This window comes from Ottowia beijingensis (assembly GCF_042680925.1).
GTDB lineage: Bacteria > Pseudomonadota > Gammaproteobacteria > Burkholderiales > Burkholderiaceae_C > Ottowia > Ottowia beijingensis.
The window spans coordinates 342,749-367,355 of sequence record NZ_JBHUEP010000001.1 but is presented as its reverse complement, the minus strand read 5'-3'; the positions used below and the strand labels follow the sequence as shown (position 1 = coordinate 367,355).

Here is a 24,607-nt window from a genome sequence, read left to right as displayed (position 1 = left end):
TACCCCATTTTTACTCCAGCGCGGCGACGATGGCGGCTGGACGCACCAGCGGCTGGCACAGCCGGACGACGCCTTCAACCGGCTCTGCCTGCGGGCCAGCGTCGGCCTTCGGGTTATCTACGCCGATTTGCCGGAGCTGGTGGGTTGAAATCGTGATCTGACCCCGAATAACCAAGCGCCATGCTTCTGCTGGATTTCGGCGCTCACAGCACCACCAGATGCTCCTCTGATGCGCCCGGCACCGCGCTCAAGGGCATGCGCCGGTCAAACGTGACCAGTCGCCCGCCGTGCCGCATCGCCAGCGCCAGCAGGTACAAGTCGGTCAACTGGCGCGGACTGTGAATATGGCCGTGCTCAAAGCGCGCGGCATCCAGCAGGCTGACATCGTCCGGCCAGAACTCGTGGAACGGTGCCGCTGTCGAGCGCGCCAGCATCGCCACCAACGTGCGCAGTGGTTGCGGCTGCTGGTAACCCGGCTGCGCCATGATGCGCAGGCAGCCGTTCTGCGTCAGCGGGCAACTGGCCCAACCCTGCCCGGCATGCGCCTGAAACCAGCGCGAAGCCAAGCCATGATGCACGTGATCGCTGTCATGCAGCGCGATCAGCACATTGACATCGAGCAGCGCCCGCACCTCACACACCCTCTTCGTCGCGCAGGCGGTCGATCAGCGCGTTGCTGATGATGGCTCCCCGCGCCGGCAGCGGATGAATGCCATAAGCCGCCAGCGGCTCTGCCGTGCGCGACACCACCACCGGCGGCGCCTCTGGCGCGGCAAACGCCTGGCGCGCCAACTCGCTGATTACCTCGCCCAGGGGCTTTTTCTGCCGCCGGGCCAACTCCTTCGCCGCCAACAAGACGTCATCCGCAATGTCCAGGGTAGTTCGCATGACTGTGTCCTGCATGTTGATGTGATGCTTGATGCTAACACATCACGCATATCGACCCTGGCGGACGCAGCTGGTGCGGCCCCGGAGGGCGACTTGATGCTTCCGCCAAGCAGCCTGCACGAATACCTGCAGCTGCACCACAGGACACCCTGCACGCCGAGCTGTACAACAAGCGATATCGAGCGCGCCAAAGCCATGGCGCTGGAGTTGCAAGATGAGCAACGCACCATCCGGATCAAGACCCGGCCGTTTGATATGGCCAACTACCTCGGCAGCGAGGCGGAAATCACCGAGTACCTGCGTCAGGCCCTCGAAGACGGCGACCCGGCCGAACTGGCCGCCGCCCTGGGCGACATTGCCCGCGCCCGCGGCATGACCCAACTGGCCCGCGACACGGGCCTGTCGCGCGAAAGCCTGTACGAAAGCCTGTCGGGCGAACGCGCGCCCAGCAGCGAAACGCTGTTCAAAGTCATCCGCGCCATGGGGTACAAGCTGTCCTTGCAGGCCCGGCCTTGAGGCGGGTGTTCAGGCGGGGGCCAGCCCGCCTGCCCAACGCTTGCGGTGATGAGCAGTCCACCGTGGCAGCGAGCGTGTCACGCAAGGTCACGGCCTGAAATCGTGATCTGACCCCAATTTTCCCAGCAGGTTCATCGCGCCGCACCGCCCATCAGCAGACGCGCCACCTCGGCGTTGTGCACGTCAATGTCGTCCGGCACCACGAACCGACCGCGCGCCACGCCAATTCGCCGTCCCACCGGTGCGTCGGCCAAAGGCACCAGCCGCGCCACCGGCCGCCCATTGCGGGCGATCACGACCTCGGGCACCTGCCCCTGTTCCACGGCCTCCACCAGCCGCGACAGGGACGACTTGGCTTCCAGCATGTTGACGGGTTGCATAGCAGAACTCCTTATGAAGGAAGACTAGCTTAGTCTGGCTAAGATCCGGCGTCAACCATCGTCGTGCGGCTGTTGTGAAACCTGCTTGCCGCCCATGCCGAGCTGCGCCTGGCCCCGTGCTCACCCCCGAAGCCTTTGTGGCCGCTGCGCTGCGCGGCGCCTGAGAGGCAAGTTTTTTTAGCGAAAAGCCTCAGACAGCGCAGCACGAGCGGGCTCGCCCGCGATAAGACGACGCTTCGCCACGAACGCTTGATCGCGGGCAAGTCCGCGCCCATATGACGAATGAAGTCTGAAATCGTGATCTGACCCCATTTTCCCGCCAGCCCAACGCGCGAGGCCGTGGCCGCCAGCGCCGACACCAGCAGCGCGCCCAGCGCCAGCGCCGCGCCCATCGGCACGCGCCCCGCCTGCACCCACCAGCGCAGCGCCAGCAGCCCCATCACCAGCAGCGACGCCAGCTGGTTAGGCTGCCGCAGGTTGCCGAACGCCTGCCCCGGCTGCGCGATGTTGACCCAGGGGAACAGCGCCGCCTCCAGATCGAAGTACTGCAGCAGCGCGACCCCGCTGCTGAGCAGCGCCGCCGCCAGCCAGCCGCCCGCCACCGCAGCCACCGCCCCCGCGCGATCGCGCGCCGGCCACAACGCCAGCGCCAGCGCCGCCAGCACGGCCGAAGCCAGGTAGGGCAGCGTCGCCGCCACCGGGCCGTAAGTGAACGGCCACAGCCAGGGCAGCGCCAGCAGGCACGCCAGCAGCGTGCGTCGAACCAAGGGTTGCATGGGGGCGGATTGTGCCGAAGCGGCGTCGCGGGCTCGGCACCCGCGCAGCGCCCCAGCTAGACTGCCCATACCCTGGAGGACGGTGCCATGTCATCACCGCCCGCCACCCGTCTTGTGCCCATCAGCGTGGACGACTAGATGACGCGCACGCCACCGCTCTTGCAGCGATTTCCCGGCGCCCACGCAGCTTGCACACGCCGCCCATGCCTTCCATGGCATATCGGCTGCCCAGCCTGTTCGATCGGCATTTGCCCTTGATGCAACAGCGTCGATAAAGCGAGAAGTTTGTCATCGACATCTCAGCGACAAACACCAAGCGTTGATAAACGAGCGCGTCAGTGCTGGCATCATGCAGGATGCATGTGCCATGGGCACTGGCATTCACACGTCCCGCCCCAGATCCGCCCCATGTCAACTCTTCACGTCCTACGAAACCGCATTGCCCAGAAATCCGCCGTCGTCGGCATCTATGGCCTGGGTTACGTCGGTTTGCCACTGGCACTCAGATTCAGTGAGGTCGGGCTCAAAGTCGTCGGCTTTGACATCGACACAAGCAAGGCAGCGCTGCTGAATTCAGGTCAAAGCTACATCGAGCGCATCACCCCGGACCGCATACAGCACGCTCTCGACCAGGGTTTCGAGGCCACAACCGACTTTGCCCGAACCTCTGAAGTTAACGCCCTCATCATTTGCGTTCCCACACCACTGAACCGCCACCGCGAGCCGGACCTGAGCTTCATTGTCAATACCGTCGAAGCAGCGCTGCCCCACACACACCCAGGACAGCTCGTCAGCCTGGAGAGCACGACCTGGCCAGGCACCACGGACGAAGTGCTGGCGCCGCGTCTGCGCGCGCACGGGCTGGAGCCCGGCGTCAACTGCGCCCTGGTCTTTTCGCCCGAGCGCGAAGACCCAGGCAACCCCCACTACGGAACCAAGGACATCCCCAAGATCATCGGCGGCACCACTGCGCGCTGCCTGGAGTTGGGAACAGCGCTCTATCAGCACGCCATTCAAACCATGGTGCCCGTCAGCAGCACCCGCGCTGCCGAAATGACCAAGCTGCTGGAAAACATCCACCGCAGCGTCAACATCGGTCTGGTCAATGAGATGAAGATCGTCGCCGACAAGATGGGCATCAACATCCACGAGGTCATCGACGCCGCCGCCACCAAACCCTTCGGCTTCGTGCCCTACAAGCCCGGCCCCGGCCTGGGCGGCCACTGCATCCCCATCGACCCCTACTACCTGACCTGGAAAGCACGCGAGTACGGCGTCAACACCCGCTTCATCGAGCTGGCCGGCGAGATCAACCACCACATGCCGCACTGGGTGGTCGGCAAGGTGGCCGACGCGCTGAACGAGCGTGGCAAGGCCGTCAAGGGCAGCCGCATCCTGGTGCTGGGGCTGGCCTACAAAAAGAACATCGACGACACGCGCGAATCGCCTGCGGTGGAAATCATGGACCTGCTGCAAGCCAGGGGCGCGCACATCGGCTACAGCGACCCGCACGTGCCGGTGTTCCCGCGCAAGCGGGACTATCACTTCGATCTGGAGTCGGTGCCATTGAGCGCCCAAACCCTGGCCAGCTACGACTGCGTGATACTCGCCACCGATCACGATGGATTTGACTACGCGCTGCTGAAAAGCCATGCGCAGCTGATCGTGGACACGCGGGGACGCTGGACGTCCGCACCCAACATCGTCAGCGCGTAGGCTGATCTGCCTGCCTTGCCTGCCCCCATGATCGCTCCACTCCTGAAGCAACCCGAAGGCAAGATGCTGGAGTTCAAACGCGACCTGTCATCGCCGCGCAACGTGCTCAAAACGCTCGTGGCCTTCGCCAATGCGACGGGCGGCTGGTGATCGGGGTGGACGACACACGGCAGGTGCTTGGCGTGACGCGTGCCGCCGCTGTCAATCTGCATTGCACATGAATAGGCAACCCGCCATCTGGTTTCCCACAGTACGCACGGGCACCGGCACCGACGTCTTCACCGAGCGCCTCGCAACCGATTTGCAGGCGCGCGGCCTGCGCGCAGCAATCACCTGGCTGCCATTGCGTGCCGAATATGCCCCCTGGACAGTGGCCATACCGCAGCCACCGGCGTGGGCCAACATCGCGCATGTCAACACCTGGCTGCACCCGCGCTTTCTGCCCCCGAAACTGCCCATCCTCGCCACCCTCCACCATTCCGTGCATCACCCGGCCGCCAGCGCCTACAAAGGCGTGCTGCGCTCTGCCTATCACCGCCTGTGGATTGCACCCAACGAGCGCCGTGTTCTGCGCCGCGCCAACGGCATATCCGCAGTGAGCCAGTTCGTCGCAGATACCGCTCGGCAAACCCTGCTGGATGCCCCCATGCACGTCATTTACAACGGCGTGGATACCGCCCTGTTCGTGCCAGGTGTGCGCCAGCGAGGTACGGGCGAACCTTTTCGGCTGCTGTACGTGGGCAGTTGGATGGCGCGCAAAGGCGTGGACTTGCTCGCGCCCATCCTGCGCGAACTGGGTGAGGGTTTTGAGTTGCACTACACCGACGGGCCTGCCTCTGCACAAGACAAACAGAACCTGCCAGCCCATATGCACGACATTGGCCGCCTGCAAGGCGACGCTGCCGTCGTGGCCGCCATGCAGACCGCAGACGCCCTGCTGTTTCCATCGCGCAGCGAAGGCTTTGGGCTGGTGGCGGCAGAGGCCATGGCCTGCGGCCTTCCGGTGATCGCGACACGCGGCTCATCCCTCACTGAAGTCGTCCAGGACGGCGTGACCGGTCTGCTGTGCCCGCAAGACGACGTGCAGGCGTTTGCCACGGCTGCGCGCATGTTGGCGGCGGACCCCGCGCTTTGCGCCAACATGGCAGCCGCGGCACGCCGGCGCATTGAATCAACCTTTTCGGTGGAAGCCATGGTGGACGCTTACGCCCATCTCTACAGCACCGCCTTGGAACAAGGGGCCGCCCTCAAAGGCGCTCGGGCTTGCCACCCAGCATGAGCCGCAGGCTTTCCAGCATGGCAACCACCCTGATCAGAACCGCCACGAACAGAACGCGCAACCTGTCGAAGAAGCCAATGTCTTGATTCGACAGGATCCAGCCGACCGCCTGCCATGCTGACCGCTGTTTGGCCAGAGCGGCGGTACCGGCATGGGCCAAGCCAAGCTGGCGCAAGGATCTTCTACCCGCCACCACCCGTCGCGCCTGCTTCATGGCACTGCGCAGGCTGGATCGGGCCGGGGTCATCACGACGGCCTCCGGCGTGTAACACACGGCAAAGCCCTGTTTCGTCGCGCGCCAGCACCACTCCCGGTCGCCGCCAGAGAGCAATCGCTCCTCGAAAGGGCCTGTCGCGTCGAACTGCGCACGCGTGCAGAAAAGATTGGCCGTGGCGGTAAAGCCCTTTTCCTTCACGTTGCTGTCCTGCCCGAACCCCATCAGTTGCTGGTACATCGCCACGGCCGTCGGCTTGCTTTCGGGCGTGAACAAAACCTCGCCGCCCACGATGCGGCCACCGTTGCCCGCCAGCAGCGCGGCATGGCCCGCGCGGAGCCAATCGGGCGCCGGCAAGCAGTCCGCATCGGTAAACGCCAGGCCATCCGCGCTCGATGCACGGACACCGGCATTGCGCGCCGCGTAGGAACCCGGCGTTTCATGGCGTACCAGCTTGACCGGGAATGGCAGCGCCGCAGCCACCTCGATCGGCGGTGTGGAACCGTTGTCAACCACGATCACCTCGAAGGCAGACGTATCCGGTTGCTGATCAGCCAGCCGTTGCAGGCAACGCGTCAAACCTTTCAAGTCGTTGAAGACCGGAATGATCACGCTGATCTGGGGAACGTGTTCGGAGAGATTCATCGGGAAGTCTTGCGGGCGTGCATGAAGATGAGGAACGTCGCCATCAAGCCGATGAACTCGGCCGCAAGCTTGGCCTCGGCTGCGCCTGTCACGCCATTGGCAGGCACCAGCACCAGGGCGGCAACGACGAACACCCCCGTCGTGAGAATGTCGGAAAAGGAACGGCGCCAGGCCCGGTCGCTGGTGGTGAGCAGGCTGCCCACCAGTTGCCGAAAGCCATTGAGCGGTACCCAGAACGCCAATATCGCCACAAGCGCACCGCCGGCCTCGAACCCCGGCCCCAGCCAGCGGACGAGGTAAGGCGCCGCCAGCAGGCTGACAAGCACGCAGATCACCCCATAACCCGCGAATGCCATGGCATAGCGACGCAAGAACTGCATGTGGCCTGGCCCGATGGCCGTTCCCAGTGCGAACAAATGGTGGCTGCGGGACTGGATTAACGCACCGAACGGGATGGCAAAGGCCGCCATGATGCGCGTCGTGGCCGAATAGATGCCCGTCTGGTCGGCGGAAGTCAGACGGTACACGGCCAACTTGTCCGCCTCGCCTGCAAGGCTGTTCACCAGGTTCGATCCGGCGTAGGCCACGCTGTAATCCGGCGTCAGCACCGCCCGCAAGCGCGGGCAGGCGGGCCATGGCAGCCATGCACAGGCCAGCAAGATCGCCAGGACGCAAGCTGCGGCCATTGCCAGCAATACCCAAAGGGCAAATGCGCCGACATCGGGAGCGGCACCCCGCCACAAAAGCACAGCCGCCACCAGGAACCGCGCCACCGCTGGCAGGCTCTGGATCAGGGCGCCCATGCGATAACGCGCATGCGCAATGAAGGCATAACCCACGGCAGAGATAAGCGGCACCAGCAACAGCTCGGCAATGCCGATTGGAACCAAGGCATCGGCGAACAGCGGGCCGGACAGCCATTGACCCGCAAAAAGCGCGTAGGCGCACAAGATCAGCAGCCCGCTGGCCACATGCCGCGCCAGGCATGCACCCCAAGCCTGGGGGAACACCGCCGCGTCCCGCGATGCAAGCCGCACCAGGCCAATCCCGCTGCCCAAGCCCACCAGCGTGGCCCCAATGGCCGCCAGTGCCACTGCGGTGGCCAGCGCGCCATACCCACCCGGCCCCAGCAGCCGCGTGCCGGCGAACAGATACAGCGTCAACAAACCCACCCGCATCAACTGGGAGGCCACCACGAACAACTGCGGGCCATCCAGTGCGCGGCGAAGAAACTGCCGTAGCGCTTCCGCGCCCATGCGGTGCGTCATGCGGACTGCGCAGCGAATGCAAACACCGCCGCATAGTGGCGATCCTCGAACTCGGCGACCGGCTCCAACTGGTAGTGTTTGCTGCGCCCGGCGCGGGTGAGCAAGCGGTGCAGCGAGCCCAGCCCGATGCGGGATGCGCGAATGGCCTGGAAATCCCGATACCCGGCATCTTCCAGGAAGGCGCGGACCAGTTGACCTTCGGCAGGATGGCGAACCTCGAAGCAGATCACCGGGTGATCGCGCTGCAAACAGGCCGCCAAACCTTGCAAGGCCGGCAGCTCCGCCCCTTCGACATCGATCTTGATCAACGTGACGCGCTCGCCGGGCTCAAGCACCCTGTCCAGCACATCGTCGCCACGCATCAACTGCACGGCCACCCGGCCAGGCGCATCCATCGCCGAGGCGCCATCTGCCGCCAGCTCAAGCGTGCCGCTGTTATCGGGCCGCTGCTGTTGCAGGACGCCATCCCCCACGTGCGCGCTCAATGCCATCTCCATCACCTGCAAGTTGCTGCAGCCGTTCAGCAGGGCATTGGCGCGCAAGGCCGCTGCCATGACCGGGTGGGGTTCAAAGGCAACAACGCGCGAGAAGCTGCGAGCCATGCTGACGGCATGGTTGCCGATATTGGCGCCAATATCGAGCGCGACACCCGCGCTGCGCCCAGCACCTGCCGCGACGGCATCGATGGCCGCCAGCACCTCCGGCTCATAGGCACCCTGGGTACGTATCCGGCGGCCGATGACGTCGTTGTCCAGCGTGAACAGGCGGATGCGGCGCTGGCCTGCACCCAACTCCAGCTTGCGCGAAACCCACATCCGAAGACGGCCTGCGAAGAATCTGAGATAGGGAATGGACAGTACAGGCTGTCCGGTTGAAAGTGCGTTCATGGTTGGCGGTTTTCCTTCTCGATCATCGCGAGCAGGCCAAGGTAGTCGGCCTCCATCCGCCCAAGGCTTTGCGCTGCCGCGCGCGCCGTCGTCACCCGTTGCCAAGCCTCGGGAGTGGCCTGGACAAGTGCGGAATGTAGGGCTTCACAGAGACCAGAAGCGTCGAACCCGGTTGCCACAGCACCGCCCGGCCCGATGGTGTCGGCCAAGCCACCGCTCGGGCAGCCCACGACGGGGATGCCGCAGGCCATCGCCTCGATGGCCACGCGCCCAAACGCTTCTTGCGATTTGTCCAGTCCAATCTGCGACGGCATCAGCAGGACGTCCGCCCGAACCATGGCGTCAGGCATTTGCCCATACGGAAGGAGGGATGGCCCTTCCACCACCGCTTCAAGCCCCAGTTCGGCGACGAGGCGCTCAAGCACAGGCTTCTGCGGCCCGTCGCCCACCAGACAAAGCCGGGCGTCGTATTCAGGGTGGCGCTCGCGAAAAAGCGCCAATGCCGACAGCGCCACGTCGGCGCCTTTGGTTGGCACCAATCGACCGACGAACAACAGCCTCAGTGGGCGCGGCCATTCGCGTCCACGCATGGGCGAGCAGAACCTGCCCGTATCCACACCCATCGTCACGCGGTGGACGTTCATCGATGTGTGGGCGGCGATGCGCCTGGCCATGAAATCGCTGTGCACGATGGCATGGCCAGACCCTAGCATGACGCGCAACGACCACCAGCCGTACCGATGCGGCAGGGCGGTGGCATCGTGACCGTGAAAGTTGACCAACAAGCGCCGCTTCCAGCCGGGGCAGGCCAGCAGCGCCACGATGCCGTTGTTGGCGAAATGGGCATGCACGGCATCCCAGTCACCAGCCGCAGCAGGCGTGTCCATCAGGCGCGCCGCGTGCCAGGCGCAGCGAAGCAGCAGGAGGCTGAGGGCGCAACGGGGGTTTGCCAGCATGACCCCGGCAAGATTCCTGAAAGCGCGCAGCGACCACCGTGGCGCCTCGTGTAGCTGAATCCGATCGTTGGGCAACTGCAGGCGCTCGGCTGCCGCCGTGTCCACCTTTCGCGCGATCAGCGTCACGTGCACGCCGTGCCTGGCAAGGCCCAGCACATGATCGAGAATGAAAGTCTGGGAAGGCACGGGAAAGGCGTCGACGAGCACCAGCACGCATGGGTTTTTTCGATCCGCTCGCCATTCGACATCGTTCTGCGGCTCCGGGGGCAAGAAAGCCGACTGGTCGCTCATGGGGTCATACCGCCGTCACGAGGCAAGGCGCTCTGCAGCAAACCTGCGTAACGCGCAGCCACCTGATCCCAGCCTAGGTGGCTCACAAGACGCCCACGCGCCTCCTGGGCCTGGTTCATCGATGCGGTGGGATCAGCCAGCATCTGCACGATGCGTGCGGCCAACGCCCGTGTGTCGCGCACATCGATGCGCCAGCTCTCGGCAAGCACATCGCTGACAGCGGGCACGTCACCGGCCAGCACCGGGCAGCCGCAACCGATGGCCTCCACCAGCACCAGGCCCAGCCCTTCCTGGTCGCCGGATTCCGCCCTCACAAAGGGCGCGACAAACAGCGCCGCGCGCCGGTACAGCGCGGGCAAATCCTTTTGCGCCACCGCGCCCAGAAAGCGCACCGCATCCTGCAAGCCCAGTTCGTGCACCTGCGCCTTCAGCCGCTCTTCGTCCGGCCCGAAGCCGGCAATGCTCAGCGTCACGTCGGGCCGTTCGCGCAACACGGCGGGCAAGGCGTCCAGCAGATAGCGCAGCCCCTTCTTCTCGACCAGACGGCCCACAAACAGCAGCTCGCTGCGCGAGCGCTGCACCGCAGCGTCGGGCACAAAGCGCCCGGCCATGTCTACGCCCATCGGCACCACAGACACCTTTGAAACATCTGCGCCCAGCGCTGCCACGGCATCGCGCATGGCGCGGCTCACCACCGTCGCCGCCTGCGCCTGGCGCAGCACCAGGCGTTTAAGCGCCTGCATGGGCCCGCTGCGCAGCGCGTACAGGTCGGCGCCATGCGAAGTCACCAGAAACGGCCGACCCAGCCCGGCGGCGATCAGCCCCTGCGGAACCAGCCAATGCGCATGGACCACGTCCACCTTCTCGCGCCGGCACAAGCGCCACGCGCACCAGGCCTGCATCAGAACAAAGCCAGGCACCAGCAGCAGCTTCCAGCGCTGCAGCTTCAGGTTGGTGACGATCCCGCCATCGTTGACCAGCGTTTCCCAACGCTCGGGCGCATAGCGGTAGCGCACCACTTCCACGCCTTCCAGCATCTCGCGCGGCTTGGCGTCGGGTGCGTGGGGGCCCAGCACGATCACCCGGAAGTCATCGGCGAGGCGTTTGGACAGTTCGTGAACGAAACCGGGCTCGGGGTCGCCCGTCCATCGGGGATAGGTGGACGCAAGAACCAGCAAAACGGGGCGCCGAGCCGCTGCACCAGTCATGGCTTGTCCTGGTATGGCGCGTCCTGCCAACCCAGCACACGCACGCCGCTGCGCTCGTAGCTGTCGCTGCCGCCATGCACCAGCCAGGGCTGCAGAGCCTCGTCACCGGCAAAGCGCGTGGCCTTGCGGGCGGCCTGCAGGTAGTCGGGCGTCACCGTTTGCCCGGACTTGATCTCCACCGTTTGCAGCCGGGTACCCACCTCGAAGACCAGGTCGGCCTCCAGCCCGTTGTTGTCCCGCCAGAAATACAGCTGAGGCGGCTGCCCGGCATGCAGGCGCGCCTTCATGAACTCGCCCACCACCAGGGTTTCGAACAGCGCGCCTCGCAGCGGGTGCAAGGCCAGCAGATCGGCACTGCCGATGCCCAGCAGCCAGCTGGCCAGACCGACGTCCACGAAGTACAGCTTGGGCATCTTGACCAGGCGCTTGCCGAAGTTGCGGTGGTACGGCGGCAGCAGGTGCACGATGTCGCTGGCTTCCAGCACCGACAGCCAGGCCCGCGCCGTGGTGTGCGCAATGCCGGTTTCTCCCGCCAATGCGCTCAGATTGAGCAATTGCCCCGTGCGTGCCGCGCACAGGCGCAGAAAGCGCTGGAAGGTGGCCAGGTCTTGCACGCGCAGCACCTGGCGCACGTCCCGCTCCACGTAAGTGGCCACGTAGCTGGCAAACCAGTCCTGCGGCAGCACGTTGTGCACATGCAGCTCCGGGTAAAAGCCGCGCAGCATCAGGGCATCCAGGCCAGGCTGCCGCACTTGCGCCAGCGGCAGTTCGGAACCCAGCGCCAAGGGCAGCAAGCGGGTCATCCCGACCCGCCCGGCCAAGGTCTGGCTGATGCCGGACAGCAGGCCGAACTGCTGCGAGCCGGTCAGCACGAAGCGCCCGGGGGCGCGGTCGGCATCCACCATGCCTTGCAGCCAGGAGAAAAGATCCGGCCAGCGCTGCGCCTCATCGAAGATGGCCCCCGCCGAGGAGAAGCGAGCCAGAAAGCCCTTCGGGTCCTCGGCCGCGAAGGCGCGCTCGGACGGGTCTTCCAGGCTCACATAGGGCCTGTCCGGGAACAGTTGGCGCACCAGCGTGGTCTTGCCAGACTGGCGCGCGCCGGTTACCGCCACCACGGGAAAGGTGGTGGCCAGGCGTTTCAGCGTATCGGCGAGTTGGCGCGAAAACATTTTTTATACAATTCGATGATTCAATCGTCAGATTGTATGGGCTGTAGGTGCTTGTCGCACGATCCAGGGACAGGCGCACTCACGCCGAATCCTTGTACATCAGCGCCGTGATCTGTTCCGAGATCAGGCCCATCAGAAACACCATCACGCTGCCCGTGTAGAGCAGCGTGCTCATGTTGGTGAATCTCCCCTGATGCCACCACGTCCAGCCGTACCAGCCGGTCGCCAGCAGGAACATGCCCAGCGCCACCGGCGCAAAAATCTTCACTGGCGAAAACAAGGTGCCGATCTTGAAGATGATGAGAAAAAACCGCGCGCCGTCGCGCAGCAGGCGAATGTGGCTCGTGCCGATCCGCCTGGCTGCGTGAATGGGCACGTAGGCCACCGAATAACCGGCGCGGAAGAACGCCATGGTGCTGGTGGTGGGGTACGAAAACCCGTTGGGCAGCAGGTAGAGAAATTCGCGAAACCTGTCCGCCCGCACGGCACGAAAGCCCGAAGTCAAGTCTTCCACCTTGTGCCCGGTCATCCAACTGGCCAGGCGGTTGTACAGGCCGTTGGCAAATCCCCGGCCCACACTGGCCTGCGAGCCTTTCTGGCGGGCGCCCACCACCATGTCGTGGCCCTGGGCCATTTTTTCCAACAAGCGTGCAATATCCGCCGGGTCATGCTGGCCGTCGGCGTCCATGAACACGATCACCTCGCCCGTGGCGGCGCGCGCGCCGGTCTTGACGGCAGCGCCGTTGCCCTTGGAATACGGGTGCGAGACCACGCGGGCGCCGGCAGCAGTGGCCACGGCGGCGGTGTCGTCGCTGGAGCCGTCGTTGACGACGATCACCTCCACTTCTTCCATCAAAGCCTTGAGGGCTTTGACCACGCCACCAATGGCGCCCGCCTCATTCTTCGCGGGCATGACCACGCTAACGCTCACCATGCGGTGTTCCTTCCTGGGTTTTCAGGGCCTGCTGCAACTCCCCTCTGGCGCGTTGGACTTCCATTTCGTAAGCACCTCTGCTGCGCACCAGTTGGACGTCTGGTTGCCGGTCCAGCACCTGCTGCGCTTCGTCCAGCAGCAGCAGCGCATGCGAAACATAACCGCTGTTGGCCATGTTGGCGACCGTGGACAAGGCATTGTCGATGTCGTTGAAGCGCTGCATGGACACCTTCAGGTGTGGCATGGCCGCGTCTGGCTCACCTTCTGCCATCAACAGCAGCCCCCTGAGGTACGGCTCCACGCGATTGAACAAATGGGCAGCCCGGAACCTCGGGATCGCCCGCATCTCGTCCAGCAGGCCCAGCGTGTGCCGGCGGCTGGCCGCGAAATCGGGCGATTCGAGCTGCACCGCCACGATGGTCCGGACGCCCAAAAGAGTTTGCGCATCGAAACGCTGCTGCGGCAGCAGCCGGCGCACGCGCTCGAAATCGGCCTCGGTGGCCTGCTGCTGCCCCACGCCCGCCGCAAGGGCTGCCAGCTGTTCACAGCCGACATGAAGGTGCGTATCGACCACGACAGCGGCAGCTGGTTCTATTACCCCGACTTGGTGCTCGCCTGCGACCCCACCGACCGCGAACCGCTTTACGTGCGCCGCCCTTGCCTGCTTGTCGAAGTGCTTTCGCCCAGCACCGAACACATCGACACGCGCGAAAAGCTGCTGGCCTACCGCCTGCTGCCCAGCATGCGCGAATACCTGCTGCTGCGCCAGGACAGCCTGCAAGCCGACCTGTATCAGCGTGCCGCTGATGGCCGCTGGCAGCACCAACGCTTGACCGCGCCGGGCGACGTGCTCACGCTGGAATGCCTGGGTGCTCATGTCACGCTGGGCGAGATTTATGTCGACCTAGCGGATTTGAGCGTCGCGTGACCCCGGGTGGGCGGACCAAAAATCGTGATCTGACCCCATTTTTACCCCATTTTTACTCCAGCGCGGCGACGATGGCGGCTGGACGCACCAGCGGCTGGCACAGCCGGACGACGCCTTCAACCGGCTCTGCCTGCGGGCCAGCGTCGGCCTTCGGGTTATCTACGCCGATTTGCCGGAGCTGGTGGGTTGAAATCGTGATCTGACCCCGAATAACCAGAGCTGGTGGGTTGAAATCGTGATCTGACCCCGAATAACCGATATGGCTTTTGCCCAAGCGTTTGGCAGCATGAATTGGCACATACGCCACCGAATATCCGGCACGAAAAAAAGCCATGGTGCTGGTCGTTGGGTATGAGAATCCATTTGGCAGCAAATAGAGAAACTCGCGGAATTTATCTGCGCGCACAGCGCGAAAACCCGAGGTCAGATCCTCTACCTTATGCCCGGTCATCCAACTCGCCAGGCGGTTGTACAGGCCATTGGCAAGCCCCCGCCCCATGCTGGCCTGCGAGCCTTTTTGCCGTGCGCCGACCACCATGTCGTGGCTTTGCGCTAACGACGCAAGTAGACGGGGAATATCGGCCGGGTCGTGCTGGCCATCCGCATCCATGAACACGATGACTTCGCCCGCAGCCGCGCGGGCGCCAGTCTTGATGGCCGCGCCGTTGCCTTTGCTGTAGGGATGGCTGACCACGCGGGCGCCTGCAATGCCGGCAACTTCGACGGTGTCGTCGGTAGAACCGTCGTTGACCACGATCACCTCAGCATCGGGCAGCACCTGTCGAATGCCACGGATGGTCAAGCCAAGCGCTGCGGATTCATTCTTTGCGGGGAGGACGACACTGACGCTCACGCTGCGCACTCCTGACTCAACCAAACACAAATCCTATGATCAGAACGGATCCACATTGACCCACGCCACGGGCATACCCGTCTGCATGTCGATCAAAGCTGTCCAGAACACGGTGCCGGCCTGCACCGGCAGCCAGCGCAGCGCTTGTTCTGCCTTTCCGGATTTCGCCACAGCAGCATCGATGGCCGCAGCCTGCGCGGCATGGCGCTCGCGCAGCACGGCCACCGGCTGCGCCGCGTGCAACACATCGCCAAGGTGCTCGGCCACCGGCCGGTAGTTTTCAACGATGTGCTGCACATCACGCCCACCGCCCAGCGCGCTCATGATCAGATCAAAAGAGGCATCCGGATCGGTCGGGCGCAGCGCGTACACCGTTTGGTAGCCGGCCAGCAAACTGGATTTCTGCCACTCCGGGCGCACGGCTTTCTCCCGTTCGCTCGCCGGCAGTTCCCCGGCGCTGACCACCGTGTAGCGATCCACCGCGAACACCAGGAACGCCGGCCGCGCCTGCGCCACGGTATTCAGGCCATAGGCCAAGGCCGCGAGCTGAACCGCCACCACCACAGCGTAGTCCGTCAGAAGCTCCTTGCGTTTTTTTTTGGGGTTGTAGATCACCAGCGACATCAGCGGCCCCAGCGCCAGGTCGCAGGCCACCACCAGCACGAACAGCTTCATGCCACCCATCATTTCTGCAAAGGGGGCCGGGTACCACAGAGCGAATACCAGCCATGCGGCCAGCACCGCCACCAGTGCGGTGACCACGAAATGAAGGGAAAACGCCTTTATCTTTGCCAACCACATAGACCAACCGAATCCTTTGTGCCGATGAACGATGCTCGCCGCGCTCAAGGCTTGCCCAGCACATCCAGCTTGTGTTGCCATTGCTGCCGCGCGTAGGCGCTTCCAGTGGGCTGGATGGCTCTGGCTTCCTGCAAAAACGCGTCCGCTGCTGCGTGGCCCTGTGTTGACATGATCAAACCGTACAGCGCCTGAATGGTATCCATGTCTGGCTGCACCTTGAGCGCCTGGCGCAACTCGGCCATTGCACCCGAAACGTCGCCTGTTGACAGCAGCACATTGGCGCGGATGGCGCTCAGGCCCTGGCGATCATCCACCCCACGGAATACGGGGTTGCCTTGCATCAGGCCGGCCAGCGCCAGAACGTCTGCCGGCGCCAGTCCCACACAACGCCCCTGCATCTGCAACTGCGCCACGGCGCTCAGTGAACTCACCGTCAGATGGCTGTGCACCCCCGTGGGCAGCGATTGCCGCGCATGCCCCAGCCACCGGCGCGTGGCCTGGCCTTCGTCGTTCAAGTAGCAACTGGCCCGCAGGCCCTGCATGGCCACGCTGGTCAGGCGCGGGTTGCGGCGTATGGCGCCTTCATACATCGTGTCGACGTCTTTGACCTTGCCCGCTTGCATGTAGGCCCCGGCCAGCATCTGCAAGGCGCGCGGCGAATCCGGATGCGCCCTTGCCCAGACGAGCTGCTGGCGGCTACCCCACATGCTGGTGGTCTGCCACAGCATGAAGGCCAGAAACACACCGTATACCCCGGCCATCAGCCCGCGTATGCGGCCTGGCACTGCCGACCATTGGGCAAACCAGGCCGCCAGCGCCAGCACCGGGCCGATGAGCGGCACGTAGTTACGGTGCTCGAAATACAGGAAAAGCGCAAAAACGCTGGACTCAAGCAGATGCCCCGCCAAATACCAAAGCACCGCAAACAGCAGCAGGGGCTGGCCCCGCCGCCACAGCACGGCCGCCGCCACCAGCACCGCTGCCCAGGCGGCCAGCGCCAGTTGCACGACACCGTCGGAAAAATGGCGAACGGGATAGTCGTCGTGAAAGGGGCTGAGGTCGGCCAGGCGCGGCAAAAACGCCACGCGCAGGTATTCCCACAGAATCACGGCCTCACTGGCCAAGCGCTCTGACAAGGTGAATGGGCGCAGCCAGTAAGTGCCGGCCATGGTAGGCAGACGGCTGGCCACGTAGCCCAGCACCGCCAGGCTGGGCAGCCAGAGGGCGAGCCCCAGCACCCACCCCAGGCGCCGATTCCCGTCGGCAGGCAGCGCGCCGCCTGCCGCTCCGCGCGTGGGGGCGCGAAGCAGCACGCTGTGCAGCACCAGCAGCAGCAGCGGCAGCAGCACGCCGTTTTCCTTGCTCAGGGCGGACAGCAGCGTGCACAGCCCCAGGCAGACCAGCGCCGCCAGCATGCCGGGCCAGCGCCCCCAGGCCGCGTTGTCGCGCGCCCATAGGTAAGCGTGCATGCCCAGTAGCGCAAACAATGCGCTGAGCGTGGTCATGCGCTGCACGATCATCAGCGAGGCCGAAGCCAGGATTGGCAGCACACCCCAGAAAAACGCCACGGCCGGCGCCAGCCATTCGCTGCGGCCCAGGTGCTGTGGCCATTGCCGCTGCAACCGAAACACCAGCCACCCAAGCAGCGCCACGTTGAGTAGGTGGATGCCGATGTTTACCCACAAGAAGGCGTCGGCATTGCCCGCCGCGTAGGCGCCGCGCTGCAACAAGAAGGTGGCCAGCGCCACCGGCCGGCCCAGGGGCCCAGCATCGCCGGAGAAGATGTAGGCCAGCGCGCCCATGCGGTCTTGCACGGCCAGCATGCCGTCCATGGACGGCGCGTCGTCAAAGAAAAAAATACCGCCGCTGCCGAAGGCGTACAGCGCCACCAGCACGGCCAGCAGCGCCACCAGGGGCTTGAACGTTTCGGCACGCATCAGGGCAAATCCAGCTTCAGTGGCGAACAAAAGAAGAAAAAGCAAAAGAGCATAGCCCTTGCGGGCTATGCTCTTTCAGGCCGTCAGGCTTGACGGATTACTGACCGCGGCAGGAACCGGGCAGGTACTTGGCAGGCATGCCACCGGTCGAGGCAGGGCCGCAAACCCATTTGAACACCGTTGCGCCCAGGTCGGTGGCTGCAATGGCAGTTGTGTTGTTGGCATAGGGCGTCAGCGTGATAACGCCACCTGCTGCGCCTTTCAGATCGGGAGCGTTGGCTGCGCTCGCCGCCGTCACGGTAATGACGCCCACACCATCGGTCGCCACGCGGGCCACATACTTGGTCGGTGCGCTAGCTTCACAGCCCCACGCATTGGCTGCCGGAAACGCCGTACGCGAGGACTGAATCGTTTCGGTCACGCTGGTACGGCACTGCGAAGCAGCCAGGACGATCTCAGACACCTTCGCACGGATGGCGTAGTCCTGGTACGCAGGCAGCGCCACGGCAGCCAGAATACCGATGATCGCCACGACGATCATCAATTCGATCAGGGTAAAGCCTTTTTGCAGAGTCTTGTTCATGGTTCAGTCCTTTGGAAGAAATTGATTGCTAACCGGGAAACACTTCGCTTGTCAGTGCGTCACCGCGCACCCTTTCTTTTGCAGGTTCCGTGCCAACCCGCGTGGGGGCGGTGATTCGTGCGGCAGTTCACGGTCAGCGCCAGGCGGGGCGTGCCAGGTGACAATTTGCGACGCCCAAGGCGCCCAGAGGATTGACAAATCTGGTCGGTCGGCGCCCCAGCCGGGCGGCGTGACACGATTTGTCACTACCCCGGCGCGGGCGATACAGGCGCTGCGCTGCGTGCCCTGCAGCGCGCATGGCCAGGCCGCATCAAAGCAGCAGAAGCCCAGGTTGATGGGGGGGTATACGTTTCCAGCGCTTGAATTACAGGCGCTGGATGCCGTCTGGCATGGGAGTATCTAGCGATAACCCCGACAGGGGAAGCCTGCGCACCGGCCTTCGATGGCCGCAACCCCAAGCTCAAGGCCACGTCCAGGGCCTCTTGCCCCGAGAGTACACGGCCGGCCTCATTCCTGCGGCAAGCTCAGCAGGAACTGGATGGCGGCTTGTAGGGCAGGCAGATCGTGCGCAACCACCCGGGCGACGGTCTGGGGATCAATGGCGCCCAGGTAGTTGTGAGCGAGGATGTTGCGAAACCCGGAGATTTCGCGCCACGGAATGTGCGAGGCTCACAAATCCACCGCCTCGCGCAGCACGTGTTCGCGCATGTGCTGGTTGAGCTCGTGCTCGGGGATGAGTTCGATGCGGCGGCCCAGCTGCTGCTCAAGCTGCTGGGCCAGTGGCAGGCGCTGGCCGAACATGTCGTAGCCGGGCGGCAGATCGACCAGCAGGTCGATGTCGCTGCCGGCGGTTTCTTGCCGCCGCGCCACCGAGCCGAAGACCCGGATGCGCCGCGCACCATAGCGCCGGCCGAGCGCCGCGATGGCGTCTCTCTGGGCGTTCAGTTCATCGAGCAGCATGGGGGCGATGGTACGGCGAACGCTATGCCACTGCGCGCAGCACCTGGGGCGCGGTCATCGCCACGCGGATGAGGGTTTGCGCGGCGCCGGAGGGCTGGCTGCGGCCTTGCTCCCAGTTCTGCAGCGTGCGCACCGACACACCCAGCAAGGTGGCGAACTGCGACTGCGACAGGCCGACCCGCGCACGGGCGTCGGCGGCGTTCGGCACCTCGACCTGCGTGGTGCGCGCCGCGCGGCCGACCTTCATGTCGCGCACGGCCTCCAGCAGTTCGGCCTGGAAGGCTTGCATGTCAGGGTCCATCGTCTTGGGCATCGTCCATCTCCTTGCGCAAGTTCACTAAAAATTCGGTGGGTAGCTTGTCGAACCTGGCCTTGGTGTACCCGATCAACAGCCACACTTGCCCGCCCTCGGCGCGCGCATAGGTGATGACCCGCACACCGCCGCGCTTGCCCTGACCCGGACGCGACCAGCGCAATTTGCGCAAACCGCCCGAGCCGACGATCACATCGCCAGCGGTCGGATTGGCGGCAATCCAGTTGATGAATTCAGCGCGCTCGCCTTCGCCCCAGATGTTCTCCATCGAGCGAACGAATGCGCGGGTTTCGCTGACGGTGAACATGGGCGGACTATACGCTAAAAACGTATATTTTGGAGTCTATGCCCGAGGACGAAGATGAAGTCGACGCGGTGCAACTCAATTTTCGATAGCTGTCAGCGCTTGTCTGGAGGGCACTGAAGGCAGATTTGGCATGCAATCCAGCACCACGCCCCTACAACTCGAACACATGCCCCGCGCTCGGCCACCGGATGTCGTGCGCGGCTTCGCGGCGCGGCGGGCGCACCTGGTCGAACTGGGCGATCTCGCGCATGATGGTTTCGGTTTCGGCCGGCTTGGTGTGGGTGATGTAGATGGGGTAGCGGCGTGCGGGGTCGATCTGGTCCAGCTGGTCGGCCAGCGCGGCGGGCGAGAGGTGGCGGGCCAGCTGGGCCAGTGCGCGCTCGCCATTGGAGAAGGCGGTTTCGATGACCAGGCTGTGGACGTGGAGCTGGTTGACGCGCTGCCAGAAGGCCGGGCTGCCCACGGTGTCGCCGCTGAAGACCCACCAGGGCGCATCGGCCTGCGGGCCGCGCACGGCAAAGCCGACGGCGGGCACCGAGTGCTCGGCCGGCAGGGCCTCGATGGCGCGGCCCTGGACGTGGCGCACGGCGCCGACGTCGAGCGGGTGGAAGGTGACCAGGGGCGCCGCGGCCGAGGGCAGGCGCGTGAAGTCGGGCCAGATGAGGTCGTTGAAGACGTGCTGGCGCAGGGCGGCCAGGGTGTGCGGCAGGGCGTGCACGCGCAGTGGCTGGCCGGCGCGCGCACCGGCGATGGTGTCGACCATCAGCGGCAGGCAGGCGATGTGGTCGAGGTGGGCGTGGGTGAGGAAGACGTCCTCGATGCGCAGCATTTCCTCGCGCGTGAGGTCGCCCACGCCGGTGCCGGCGTCGATGAGCACGTCCTGATCGACCAGGAACGACGTTGTCTTGCAATCGCGAGCGATGGCGCCGGAGCAGCCGAGCACACGCACCCTCATGTTCAGCTCCCCGCGCTGTTATTTGGCGTCGAAGTCCGTGGTGCCGTCCCAGCCGGGGCCGGGCGGTGTTTGAAGCTGTGAGGCTACGCGTGCGGCATACAGCCGGTAAAGGAAAAAGTTGGCATTCGCTTGCTGAAGCTCGTTAACTTTTGTTCGAAACTCTTCGAAGCTGCCGGCGCGCCACAGGGGCAGCGCGGCCTGCCACAGGGCCAGTTCGGCCTGCAGCGCGGCGCTGGCCTGGCCGGGTGCGGCGCGCACGGTGTGGATGGTGGTGGCCTGGTGCTTGCCCTTGACGCGGACGCGATCCAGCTCTTGCCACAGGTGCTGGCCGGCGGCGGCGTGGTCGACGGTGGCCTGGCTGGCGACGATGTCGACCTGGTACACGCGCGAAAGGCTTTCGAGCCGAGCCGCCAGGTTGACCGCATCGCCGATGACGGTGTAGGCGCGCCGCAGATCGGAGCCCATGTTGCCGACCGACATGACGCCGGTGTTCAGGCCGATGCCGACGGACACCGACGGCGCGCCGCGCGCCGCGCGCTCGGCATTGAACTGGCGCATGGTGGCGGTCATGGCGACGGCGGCATCGACGGCCAGGCGGGCGTGGTCGGGCTGGGCCACGGGCGCGCCCCAGAAGGCCATGACGCAGTCGCCCATGTATTTGTCGATGGTGCCCTGGTGCGCGCGGATGACGTGGGTGAGGCGCGAGAGCACGTCGTTCAGCAGCGCCTGCAGGGCCAGCGGCTCCATGGTTTCCGACAGGCTGGTGAAGCCGCGCAGATCGCAGAACATCACGGTGAGCTCTTCGGCGCGCGCCTGCATGCCGTAGCGCTCGGGGTTGCGCACCATCTGGCGCACCAGCTCGGGCGGCACATAGGTGGCGAACTGCTGGGCCAGCTCGCGCTTGGCGCGGCTTTCGACAAAGTAGCCCAGCGCCATGTTGACGGCCAGCGCGGTGAGCGTGAGCACCAGCGCCGTGGCCAGCGGCATGGCCAGGCCGGCGCCCAGGTAGAGCGAGAAATCCAGCGCCAGAATGCCGGCCAGCAAGGCCAGCCCCAGCCCCAGCGATGCCGCCACGGGCAGCAACGGCAGGCCCAGGATCAGCACCAGCCCCAGGGCCAGCAGCAGGGCCACTTCGTAGCCGGCGGCGTAGTCGGGCCGCACGGCAATGCGGCCGTCGAGCATGCCCGAGAGCAGGTTGGCGTGCACTTCAACCCCCGGATACACCTCGCCCACCGGCGTGGCGCGCAGGTCCATCAGCCCCGGCGCCGTGAAGCCGAGCAGGGTGTAGCGGCCCTTCAGCTCGCCGGCGGGCAGACGGCCTTCGAGCACGTCGAGCGCCGAGATGTAACGGAACGAGCCGCCCCCGGGGCCGCCCGGCCCGCGGAAAGGCACCAGCGCGGCACCGCGCGCATCCACCGGCACGCGCAGGGCCTGCGCGCCCGAGCCCAGGGTGACGGCCGCCAGGCCGCCTGCCGCCTGCCCGGCCACGCGCTCAAGCCGCAGCGGCGGGTTGTCGAGCCCCAGCCGCAGCGCGGCCAGTGACAGCGATTCGTACAGCCGGCCTTCGAACGCCGCCACCAGCGGCACGGCGCGCACCTTGCCATCGGGGTCGGCCACCGAGTTGAAGAAGCCGGCGCGCGGGGCGGCCGCGGTCAGCGGCGCGATGTTGCTGCCGTAGCCATCCCAGTGCAGCATGCCGGGCGGCGGCGCATCCACCTCGGCCAGCGGGCGCGGCAGGGTGCCGCTGCGCCGCGCGTCGCGGTCGCTGCTGAGGTAGTAGCCCAGCGCCACCGGGCCTTGCTGCAGCGCGCGGGCCAGCACGCCGTCGTAGTCGAGCTGCGGCGCGGCACGGGCCAGCCAGTCGGCAAACGCAGGGTCGTGCTGCAGGTCCTCGCGGGCCAGGCGCTCGAGGTTTTGCAGGCCGGAACTGCGGTCGGGTTCGGCAAACACCGCGTCCAGCGCGAGCGCCGCCACCTGCTGACGCTCGGTCAGCTCGCGCACCAGCGCGGCCACGCGGGCGCGGCTCCAGGGCCACTGGCCCACGCGCGCCAGGCTGCGTTCGTCGATGTCGATGATGACGATGCGTTCGTCGAATGTCTGCGGCATCGTCAGCCGCAGGCGCAGGTCGTACAGGGCTTCGTCCACGCGGTGCAGCGCGGCGAAACTCCACACCCCGGATGCATGCAGGATCGCCAGCAGCACCAGCACCGCTGTGGCCAGCGTGCGCTTTCGATGGCGCTTCAAGCCAGCCCAAGCCATGCGTTGTCATCGCCCGCGCCGGGGCGCCGTGTCAGCGGTCGACAAACTCCAGACGGATGCCGCCCAGGTCGATCTGATCGCGGTTCTTGAGGGTGATGGGGCCCGCGTCGACGGCCACGCCGTTGACGGCCGCCACGTGCGTGCCCTCGACCTGCGCCAGGTCGAACCCATGCACGCGGCGCGTGATGGAGGCCACCGACAGGCCGGGCTTGCCGATGGTGGTGACCACCTTGGTCAGCGGCAGCTCGCGCCCGGCGGCGGAGCCGTTCAGCACGCGCACCCGCGGGCCGGTGGCCTCGGGGCCGAAGCCGACATCCACCCCCATGGGCACCGACAGGCCGGCGCCGGGCAGACTGACCGGCGCAGACATGGTGTCGCCGTCGACGAACTTGACCTTGTACTTGCCGACCTCGATGGTGTCGTCGTGCGCCAGTTCCTGCTTCTTGATCGCCTTGCCATTGACGTAGGTGCCGTTGGTGCTGCCCAGATCCTCGAGCACGGCGCGACCATCCACCATCTGCACGACGGCGTGCTCGCCGCTGACGGCGAGGTTGTCGATGACGACGTCGTTGTAGGGCCGCCGACCGATGGTCGAGCGATCCTTGATCAGTTGGTATTCCTTGACGACGACACCGTCGATCGAAACGATCAACTTCGGCATGAACGGCTCCCGTTTTCTGGCTTGTACTGGTATGAGTGGCCTATTGGAGCGTAGCCGCTGGGGCGCCGACAAGCCAACTATTGCCTATTTTCTCAACAATTTGGCCATCATCCCGGACTTTTTGGGCGGTTCATGGGCTTTGACGATGACCACCGATATGTTGTCGCGCCCGCCGCGTTCGTTGGCCAGCCCCACCAGCCGCTGGCACTTGGCATCCAGCGTCAGGTCTGCCGCCAGGATCTCGGCGATCTCGTCGTTGCGCACCATGTCGTTGAGGCCATCGGAACACAACAGCAACTGGTCGTCGCACAGCACGTCGACCTCGCGCACATCCAGCAGCACCGTGTCTTCCACGCCCAGGGCGCGCGTGACCAGGTTGCGGTTGCCGGAGGCGGCGGCCTCTTCCGGCGTGATCAGGCCGATGTCCACCTGCTCCTGCAGCAGCGAGTGATCGCGCGTGAGCTGCTCCAGCACGCCCTCGCGCAGTCGGTAGGCGCGCGAATCGCCCACATGGCCGATCACGAACTTGCCGCCATGCGCCACCGCCATGGCCAGCGTGGTGCCCATGCCGGCATAGGCCGCGTGCGTGTTGGCAGCGTCGAAGATGGCGCGGTTGGCGTTGTCGACGCAGATTTCCATCGCGCGGCGCACGTCGCGCAGCGTGGCCACGGGCGAGGCCTCGTGCAGCCAGCGCGCCATCTCGCCGGCGATCAGTTCGACCGCCAGCGCGCTGGCCACTTCGCCGGCGTTGTAACCGCCCATGCCATCGGCCAGCACGGCCACGCCGTGCGCGGCATCGACCATCACGGCGTCCTCGTTGTTGGTGCGCACGCGCCCCACGTCGGACAGTGCGCCGTACTCGAACTCCATGTCAGGCCGTCGCTGCGATCAACCGGGGGCCGAGGGGCAAAGCCACATGCAAC

Annotated in this window: 29 protein-coding genes; 5 read left to right on the top strand and 24 right to left on the bottom strand. The window is 65.5% G+C overall.

Going from position 1 to position 24,607, the window contains the following annotated elements:
- Positions 1–203: 203 nt before the first annotated feature.
- Both ACFSCU_RS01770 and ACFSCU_RS01765 read right to left on the bottom strand, forming a co-directional pair.
- Entirely contained in the window at positions 204–632 is a 429-nt protein-coding gene (locus ACFSCU_RS01770; protein ID WP_180550300.1) for a TA system VapC family ribonuclease toxin, read from the bottom strand.
- Position 633: 1 nt separating this feature from the next.
- The gene (locus ACFSCU_RS01765) at positions 634–903 is read right to left on the bottom strand and encodes a CopG family transcriptional regulator (RefSeq protein ID WP_257645718.1); all 270 of its coding nucleotides are present in this window, start codon (positions 901–903) and stop codon (positions 634–636) included.
- Positions 904–912: 9 nt separating this feature from the next.
- Between ACFSCU_RS01765 and ACFSCU_RS01760 the strand changes: the two genes are divergently transcribed.
- Positions 913–1,404, top strand: coding sequence for an addiction module antidote protein (locus tag ACFSCU_RS01760; protein ID WP_377559699.1), 492 nt, complete (start codon positions 913–915; stop codon positions 1,402–1,404).
- Positions 1,405–1,535: 131 nt separating this feature from the next.
- Here the strand turns inward: ACFSCU_RS01760 and ACFSCU_RS01755 are convergent, their stop codons facing one another.
- Together ACFSCU_RS01755 and ACFSCU_RS01750 are read right to left on the bottom strand one after the other, a co-directional pair.
- Positions 1,536–1,784, bottom strand: a complete 249-nt coding sequence (locus ACFSCU_RS01755) for a type II toxin-antitoxin system Phd/YefM family antitoxin (RefSeq protein WP_180550301.1) — start codon at positions 1,782–1,784, stop codon at positions 1,536–1,538.
- 38 nt (positions 1,785–1,822) lie between these two features.
- The gene (locus ACFSCU_RS01750) at positions 1,823–2,560 is read right to left on the bottom strand and encodes a pilin glycosylation ligase domain-containing protein (protein ID WP_377559698.1); all 738 of its coding nucleotides are present in this window, start codon (positions 2,558–2,560) and stop codon (positions 1,823–1,825) included.
- Positions 2,561–2,968: 408 nt separating this feature from the next.
- Between ACFSCU_RS01750 and ACFSCU_RS01745 the strand changes: the two genes are divergently transcribed.
- The 3 genes from ACFSCU_RS01745 (at position 2,969) to ACFSCU_RS01735 (ending at position 5,555) form a co-directional block, all read left to right on the top strand.
- A complete protein-coding gene (locus ACFSCU_RS01745; protein ID WP_377559697.1) occupies positions 2,969–4,276 on the top strand; it encodes a nucleotide sugar dehydrogenase in 1,308 nt (435 codons plus the stop codon).
- 27 nt (positions 4,277–4,303) lie between these two features.
- Positions 4,304–4,426, top strand: a complete 123-nt coding sequence (locus ACFSCU_RS01740; protein ID WP_257645721.1) for an AlbA family DNA-binding domain-containing protein — start codon at positions 4,304–4,306, stop codon at positions 4,424–4,426.
- Between the two features lie 67 nt (positions 4,427–4,493).
- On the top strand, positions 4,494–5,555 hold the full coding sequence (locus tag ACFSCU_RS01735) for a glycosyltransferase family 4 protein (protein ID WP_180550303.1): 1,062 nt from the start codon (positions 4,494–4,496) through the stop codon (positions 5,553–5,555).
- Here the strand turns inward: ACFSCU_RS01735 and ACFSCU_RS01730 are convergent.
- From ACFSCU_RS01730 to ACFSCU_RS01695, 8 genes are all read right to left on the bottom strand, one after another.
- Positions 5,524–6,414 (bottom strand): glycosyltransferase family 2 protein, encoded by an 891-nt coding sequence (locus ACFSCU_RS01730; RefSeq protein ID WP_180550304.1) that lies wholly within the window; start codon positions 6,412–6,414, stop codon positions 5,524–5,526. The two genes, ACFSCU_RS01735 and ACFSCU_RS01730, sit on opposite strands and share 32 nt — an antisense overlap.
- Entirely contained in the window at positions 6,411–7,682 is a 1,272-nt protein-coding gene (locus ACFSCU_RS01725) for a lipopolysaccharide biosynthesis protein (RefSeq protein ID WP_377559696.1), read from the bottom strand. The genes ACFSCU_RS01730 and ACFSCU_RS01725 overlap by 4 nt, the downstream gene beginning before the upstream one ends.
- Positions 7,679–8,569, bottom strand: coding sequence for an FkbM family methyltransferase (locus tag ACFSCU_RS01720; RefSeq protein WP_377559695.1), 891 nt, complete (start codon positions 8,567–8,569; stop codon positions 7,679–7,681). Before ACFSCU_RS01720 ends, ACFSCU_RS01725 begins: the two co-directional genes overlap by 4 nt.
- Positions 8,566–9,816: a glycosyltransferase gene (locus ACFSCU_RS01715; protein WP_180550306.1), complete on the bottom strand. Its 1,251-nt coding sequence runs from the start codon at positions 9,814–9,816 to the stop codon at positions 8,566–8,568. Before ACFSCU_RS01715 ends, ACFSCU_RS01720 begins: the two co-directional genes overlap by 4 nt.
- On the bottom strand, positions 9,813–11,054 hold the full coding sequence (locus ACFSCU_RS01710) for a glycosyltransferase (RefSeq protein WP_377559694.1): 1,242 nt from the start codon (positions 11,052–11,054) through the stop codon (positions 9,813–9,815). The genes ACFSCU_RS01715 and ACFSCU_RS01710 overlap by 4 nt, the downstream gene beginning before the upstream one ends.
- Entirely contained in the window at positions 11,021–12,193 is a 1,173-nt protein-coding gene (locus ACFSCU_RS01705) for an ATP-binding protein (RefSeq protein WP_180550307.1), read from the bottom strand. The genes ACFSCU_RS01710 and ACFSCU_RS01705 overlap by 34 nt, the downstream gene beginning before the upstream one ends.
- Positions 12,194–12,272: 79 nt before the next feature.
- Positions 12,273–13,127 carry a glycosyltransferase family 2 protein gene (locus tag ACFSCU_RS01700; RefSeq protein ID WP_377559692.1) on the bottom strand — a complete coding sequence of 285 codons (855 nt, stop codon included), beginning with the start codon at positions 13,125–13,127 and terminating at the stop codon, positions 12,273–12,275.
- Positions 13,114–13,701 (bottom strand): hypothetical protein, encoded by a 588-nt coding sequence (locus ACFSCU_RS01695; protein WP_377559691.1) that lies wholly within the window; start codon positions 13,699–13,701, stop codon positions 13,114–13,116. Before ACFSCU_RS01695 ends, ACFSCU_RS01700 begins: the two co-directional genes overlap by 14 nt.
- Here ACFSCU_RS01695 and ACFSCU_RS01690 point away from each other — a divergent pair.
- A complete protein-coding gene (locus ACFSCU_RS01690) occupies positions 13,681–14,055 on the top strand; it encodes a Uma2 family endonuclease (protein WP_377559690.1) in 375 nt (124 codons plus the stop codon). The two genes, ACFSCU_RS01695 and ACFSCU_RS01690, sit on opposite strands and share 21 nt — an antisense overlap.
- 52 nt (positions 14,056–14,107) lie before the next feature.
- Here ACFSCU_RS01690 and ACFSCU_RS01685 read toward each other — a convergent pair whose 3' ends face one another.
- The 12 genes from ACFSCU_RS01685 to ACFSCU_RS01630 form a co-directional block, all read right to left on the bottom strand.
- Positions 14,108–14,908, bottom strand: a complete 801-nt coding sequence (locus ACFSCU_RS01685) for a glycosyltransferase family 2 protein (RefSeq protein WP_377559689.1) — start codon at positions 14,906–14,908, stop codon at positions 14,108–14,110.
- Positions 14,909–14,947: 39 nt separating this feature from the next.
- Complete coding sequence (gene tfpZ, locus ACFSCU_RS01680; protein ID WP_377559688.1) at positions 14,948–15,709, bottom strand: TfpX/TfpZ family type IV pilin accessory protein; 762 nt, start codon at positions 15,707–15,709, stop codon at positions 14,948–14,950.
- A 44-nt stretch (positions 15,710–15,753) separates the two neighbouring features.
- A complete protein-coding gene (locus ACFSCU_RS01675; RefSeq protein ID WP_377559686.1) occupies positions 15,754–17,646 on the bottom strand; it encodes a tetratricopeptide repeat protein in 1,893 nt (630 codons plus the stop codon).
- Between the two features lie 97 nt (positions 17,647–17,743).
- A complete protein-coding gene (locus tag ACFSCU_RS01670) occupies positions 17,744–18,229 on the bottom strand; it encodes a pilin (protein ID WP_377559684.1) in 486 nt (161 codons plus the stop codon).
- 507 nt (positions 18,230–18,736) lie between these two features.
- Positions 18,737–18,889 (bottom strand): HepT-like ribonuclease domain-containing protein, encoded by a 153-nt coding sequence (locus ACFSCU_RS01665; RefSeq protein WP_180551756.1) that lies wholly within the window; start codon positions 18,887–18,889, stop codon positions 18,737–18,739.
- A gap of 9 nt (positions 18,890–18,898) precedes the next feature.
- Positions 18,899–19,189, bottom strand: a complete 291-nt coding sequence (locus ACFSCU_RS01660) for a nucleotidyltransferase family protein (protein ID WP_180550313.1) — start codon at positions 19,187–19,189, stop codon at positions 18,899–18,901.
- Positions 19,190–19,211: 22 nt separating this feature from the next.
- Positions 19,212–19,478: a helix-turn-helix domain-containing protein gene (locus ACFSCU_RS01655; RefSeq protein ID WP_257645726.1), complete on the bottom strand. Its 267-nt coding sequence runs from the start codon at positions 19,476–19,478 to the stop codon at positions 19,212–19,214.
- 1 nt (position 19,479) lies between these two features.
- Complete coding sequence (locus tag ACFSCU_RS01650) at positions 19,480–19,809, bottom strand: type II toxin-antitoxin system RelE/ParE family toxin (protein WP_180550314.1); 330 nt, start codon at positions 19,807–19,809, stop codon at positions 19,480–19,482.
- 151 nt (positions 19,810–19,960) lie between these two features.
- Positions 19,961–20,764, bottom strand: coding sequence for a 3',5'-cyclic-nucleotide phosphodiesterase (locus ACFSCU_RS01645; protein ID WP_377559681.1), 804 nt, complete (start codon positions 20,762–20,764; stop codon positions 19,961–19,963).
- An 18-nt stretch (positions 20,765–20,782) separates the two neighbouring features.
- Positions 20,783–23,008, bottom strand: coding sequence for a CHASE2 domain-containing protein (locus ACFSCU_RS01640; RefSeq protein WP_377559679.1), 2,226 nt, complete (start codon positions 23,006–23,008; stop codon positions 20,783–20,785).
- A gap of 46 nt (positions 23,009–23,054) precedes the next feature.
- Positions 23,055–23,684 (bottom strand): FHA domain-containing protein, encoded by a 630-nt coding sequence (locus ACFSCU_RS01635; protein WP_180550315.1) that lies wholly within the window; start codon positions 23,682–23,684, stop codon positions 23,055–23,057.
- Between the two features lie 84 nt (positions 23,685–23,768).
- On the bottom strand, positions 23,769–24,554 hold the full coding sequence (locus tag ACFSCU_RS01630; RefSeq protein WP_377559678.1) for a Stp1/IreP family PP2C-type Ser/Thr phosphatase: 786 nt from the start codon (positions 24,552–24,554) through the stop codon (positions 23,769–23,771).
- Positions 24,555–24,607 lie beyond the last annotated feature (53 nt).

Bases quoted from the DNA above. Each gene is read 5' to 3' on its own strand.
- ACFSCU_RS01765 (WP_257645718.1), bottom strand. From the start codon at position 903: ATGCAGGACACAGTCATGCGAACTACCCTGGACATTGCGGATGACGTC.
- ACFSCU_RS01760 (WP_377559699.1), top strand. From the start codon at position 913: ATGCTTGATGCTAACACATCACGCATATCGACCCTGGCGGACGCAGCT.
- ACFSCU_RS01755 (WP_180550301.1), bottom strand. From the start codon at position 1,784: ATGCAACCCGTCAACATGCTGGAAGCCAAGTCGTCCCTGTCGCGGCTG.
- ACFSCU_RS01750 (WP_377559698.1), bottom strand. From the start codon at position 2,560: ATGCAACCCTTGGTTCGACGCACGCTGCTGGCGTGCCTGCTGGCGCTG.
- ACFSCU_RS01745 (WP_377559697.1), top strand. From the start codon at position 2,969: ATGTCAACTCTTCACGTCCTACGAAACCGCATTGCCCAGAAATCCGCC.
- ACFSCU_RS01740 (WP_257645721.1), top strand. From the start codon at position 4,304: ATGATCGCTCCACTCCTGAAGCAACCCGAAGGCAAGATGCTGGAGTTC.
- ACFSCU_RS01735 (WP_180550303.1), top strand. From the start codon at position 4,494: ATGAATAGGCAACCCGCCATCTGGTTTCCCACAGTACGCACGGGCACC.
- ACFSCU_RS01730 (WP_180550304.1), bottom strand. From the start codon at position 6,414: ATGAATCTCTCCGAACACGTTCCCCAGATCAGCGTGATCATTCCGGTC.
- ACFSCU_RS01725 (WP_377559696.1), bottom strand. From the start codon at position 7,682: ATGACGCACCGCATGGGCGCGGAAGCGCTACGGCAGTTTCTTCGCCGC.
- ACFSCU_RS01720 (WP_377559695.1), bottom strand. From the start codon at position 8,569: ATGAACGCACTTTCAACCGGACAGCCTGTACTGTCCATTCCCTATCTC.
- ACFSCU_RS01715 (WP_180550306.1), bottom strand. From the start codon at position 9,816: ATGAGCGACCAGTCGGCTTTCTTGCCCCCGGAGCCGCAGAACGATGTC.
- ACFSCU_RS01705 (WP_180550307.1), bottom strand. From the start codon at position 12,193: ATGTTTTCGCGCCAACTCGCCGATACGCTGAAACGCCTGGCCACCACC.
- ACFSCU_RS01700 (WP_377559692.1), bottom strand. From the start codon at position 13,127: ATGGTGAGCGTTAGCGTGGTCATGCCCGCGAAGAATGAGGCGGGCGCC.
- ACFSCU_RS01690 (WP_377559690.1), top strand. From the start codon at position 13,681: ATGAAGGTGCGTATCGACCACGACAGCGGCAGCTGGTTCTATTACCCC.
- tfpZ (WP_377559688.1), bottom strand. From the start codon at position 15,709: ATGTGGTTGGCAAAGATAAAGGCGTTTTCCCTTCATTTCGTGGTCACC.
- ACFSCU_RS01675 (WP_377559686.1), bottom strand. From the start codon at position 17,646: ATGCGTGCCGAAACGTTCAAGCCCCTGGTGGCGCTGCTGGCCGTGCTG.
- ACFSCU_RS01670 (WP_377559684.1), bottom strand. From the start codon at position 18,229: ATGAACAAGACTCTGCAAAAAGGCTTTACCCTGATCGAATTGATGATC.
- ACFSCU_RS01660 (WP_180550313.1), bottom strand. From the start codon at position 19,189: ATGCTGCTCGATGAACTGAACGCCCAGAGAGACGCCATCGCGGCGCTC.
- ACFSCU_RS01655 (WP_257645726.1), bottom strand. From the start codon at position 19,478: ATGCAAGCCTTCCAGGCCGAACTGCTGGAGGCCGTGCGCGACATGAAG.
- ACFSCU_RS01650 (WP_180550314.1), bottom strand. From the start codon at position 19,809: ATGTTCACCGTCAGCGAAACCCGCGCATTCGTTCGCTCGATGGAGAAC.
- ACFSCU_RS01645 (WP_377559681.1), bottom strand. From the start codon at position 20,764: ATGAGGGTGCGTGTGCTCGGCTGCTCCGGCGCCATCGCTCGCGATTGC.
- ACFSCU_RS01635 (WP_180550315.1), bottom strand. From the start codon at position 23,684: ATGCCGAAGTTGATCGTTTCGATCGACGGTGTCGTCGTCAAGGAATAC.
- ACFSCU_RS01630 (WP_377559678.1), bottom strand. From the start codon at position 24,554: ATGGAGTTCGAGTACGGCGCACTGTCCGACGTGGGGCGCGTGCGCACC.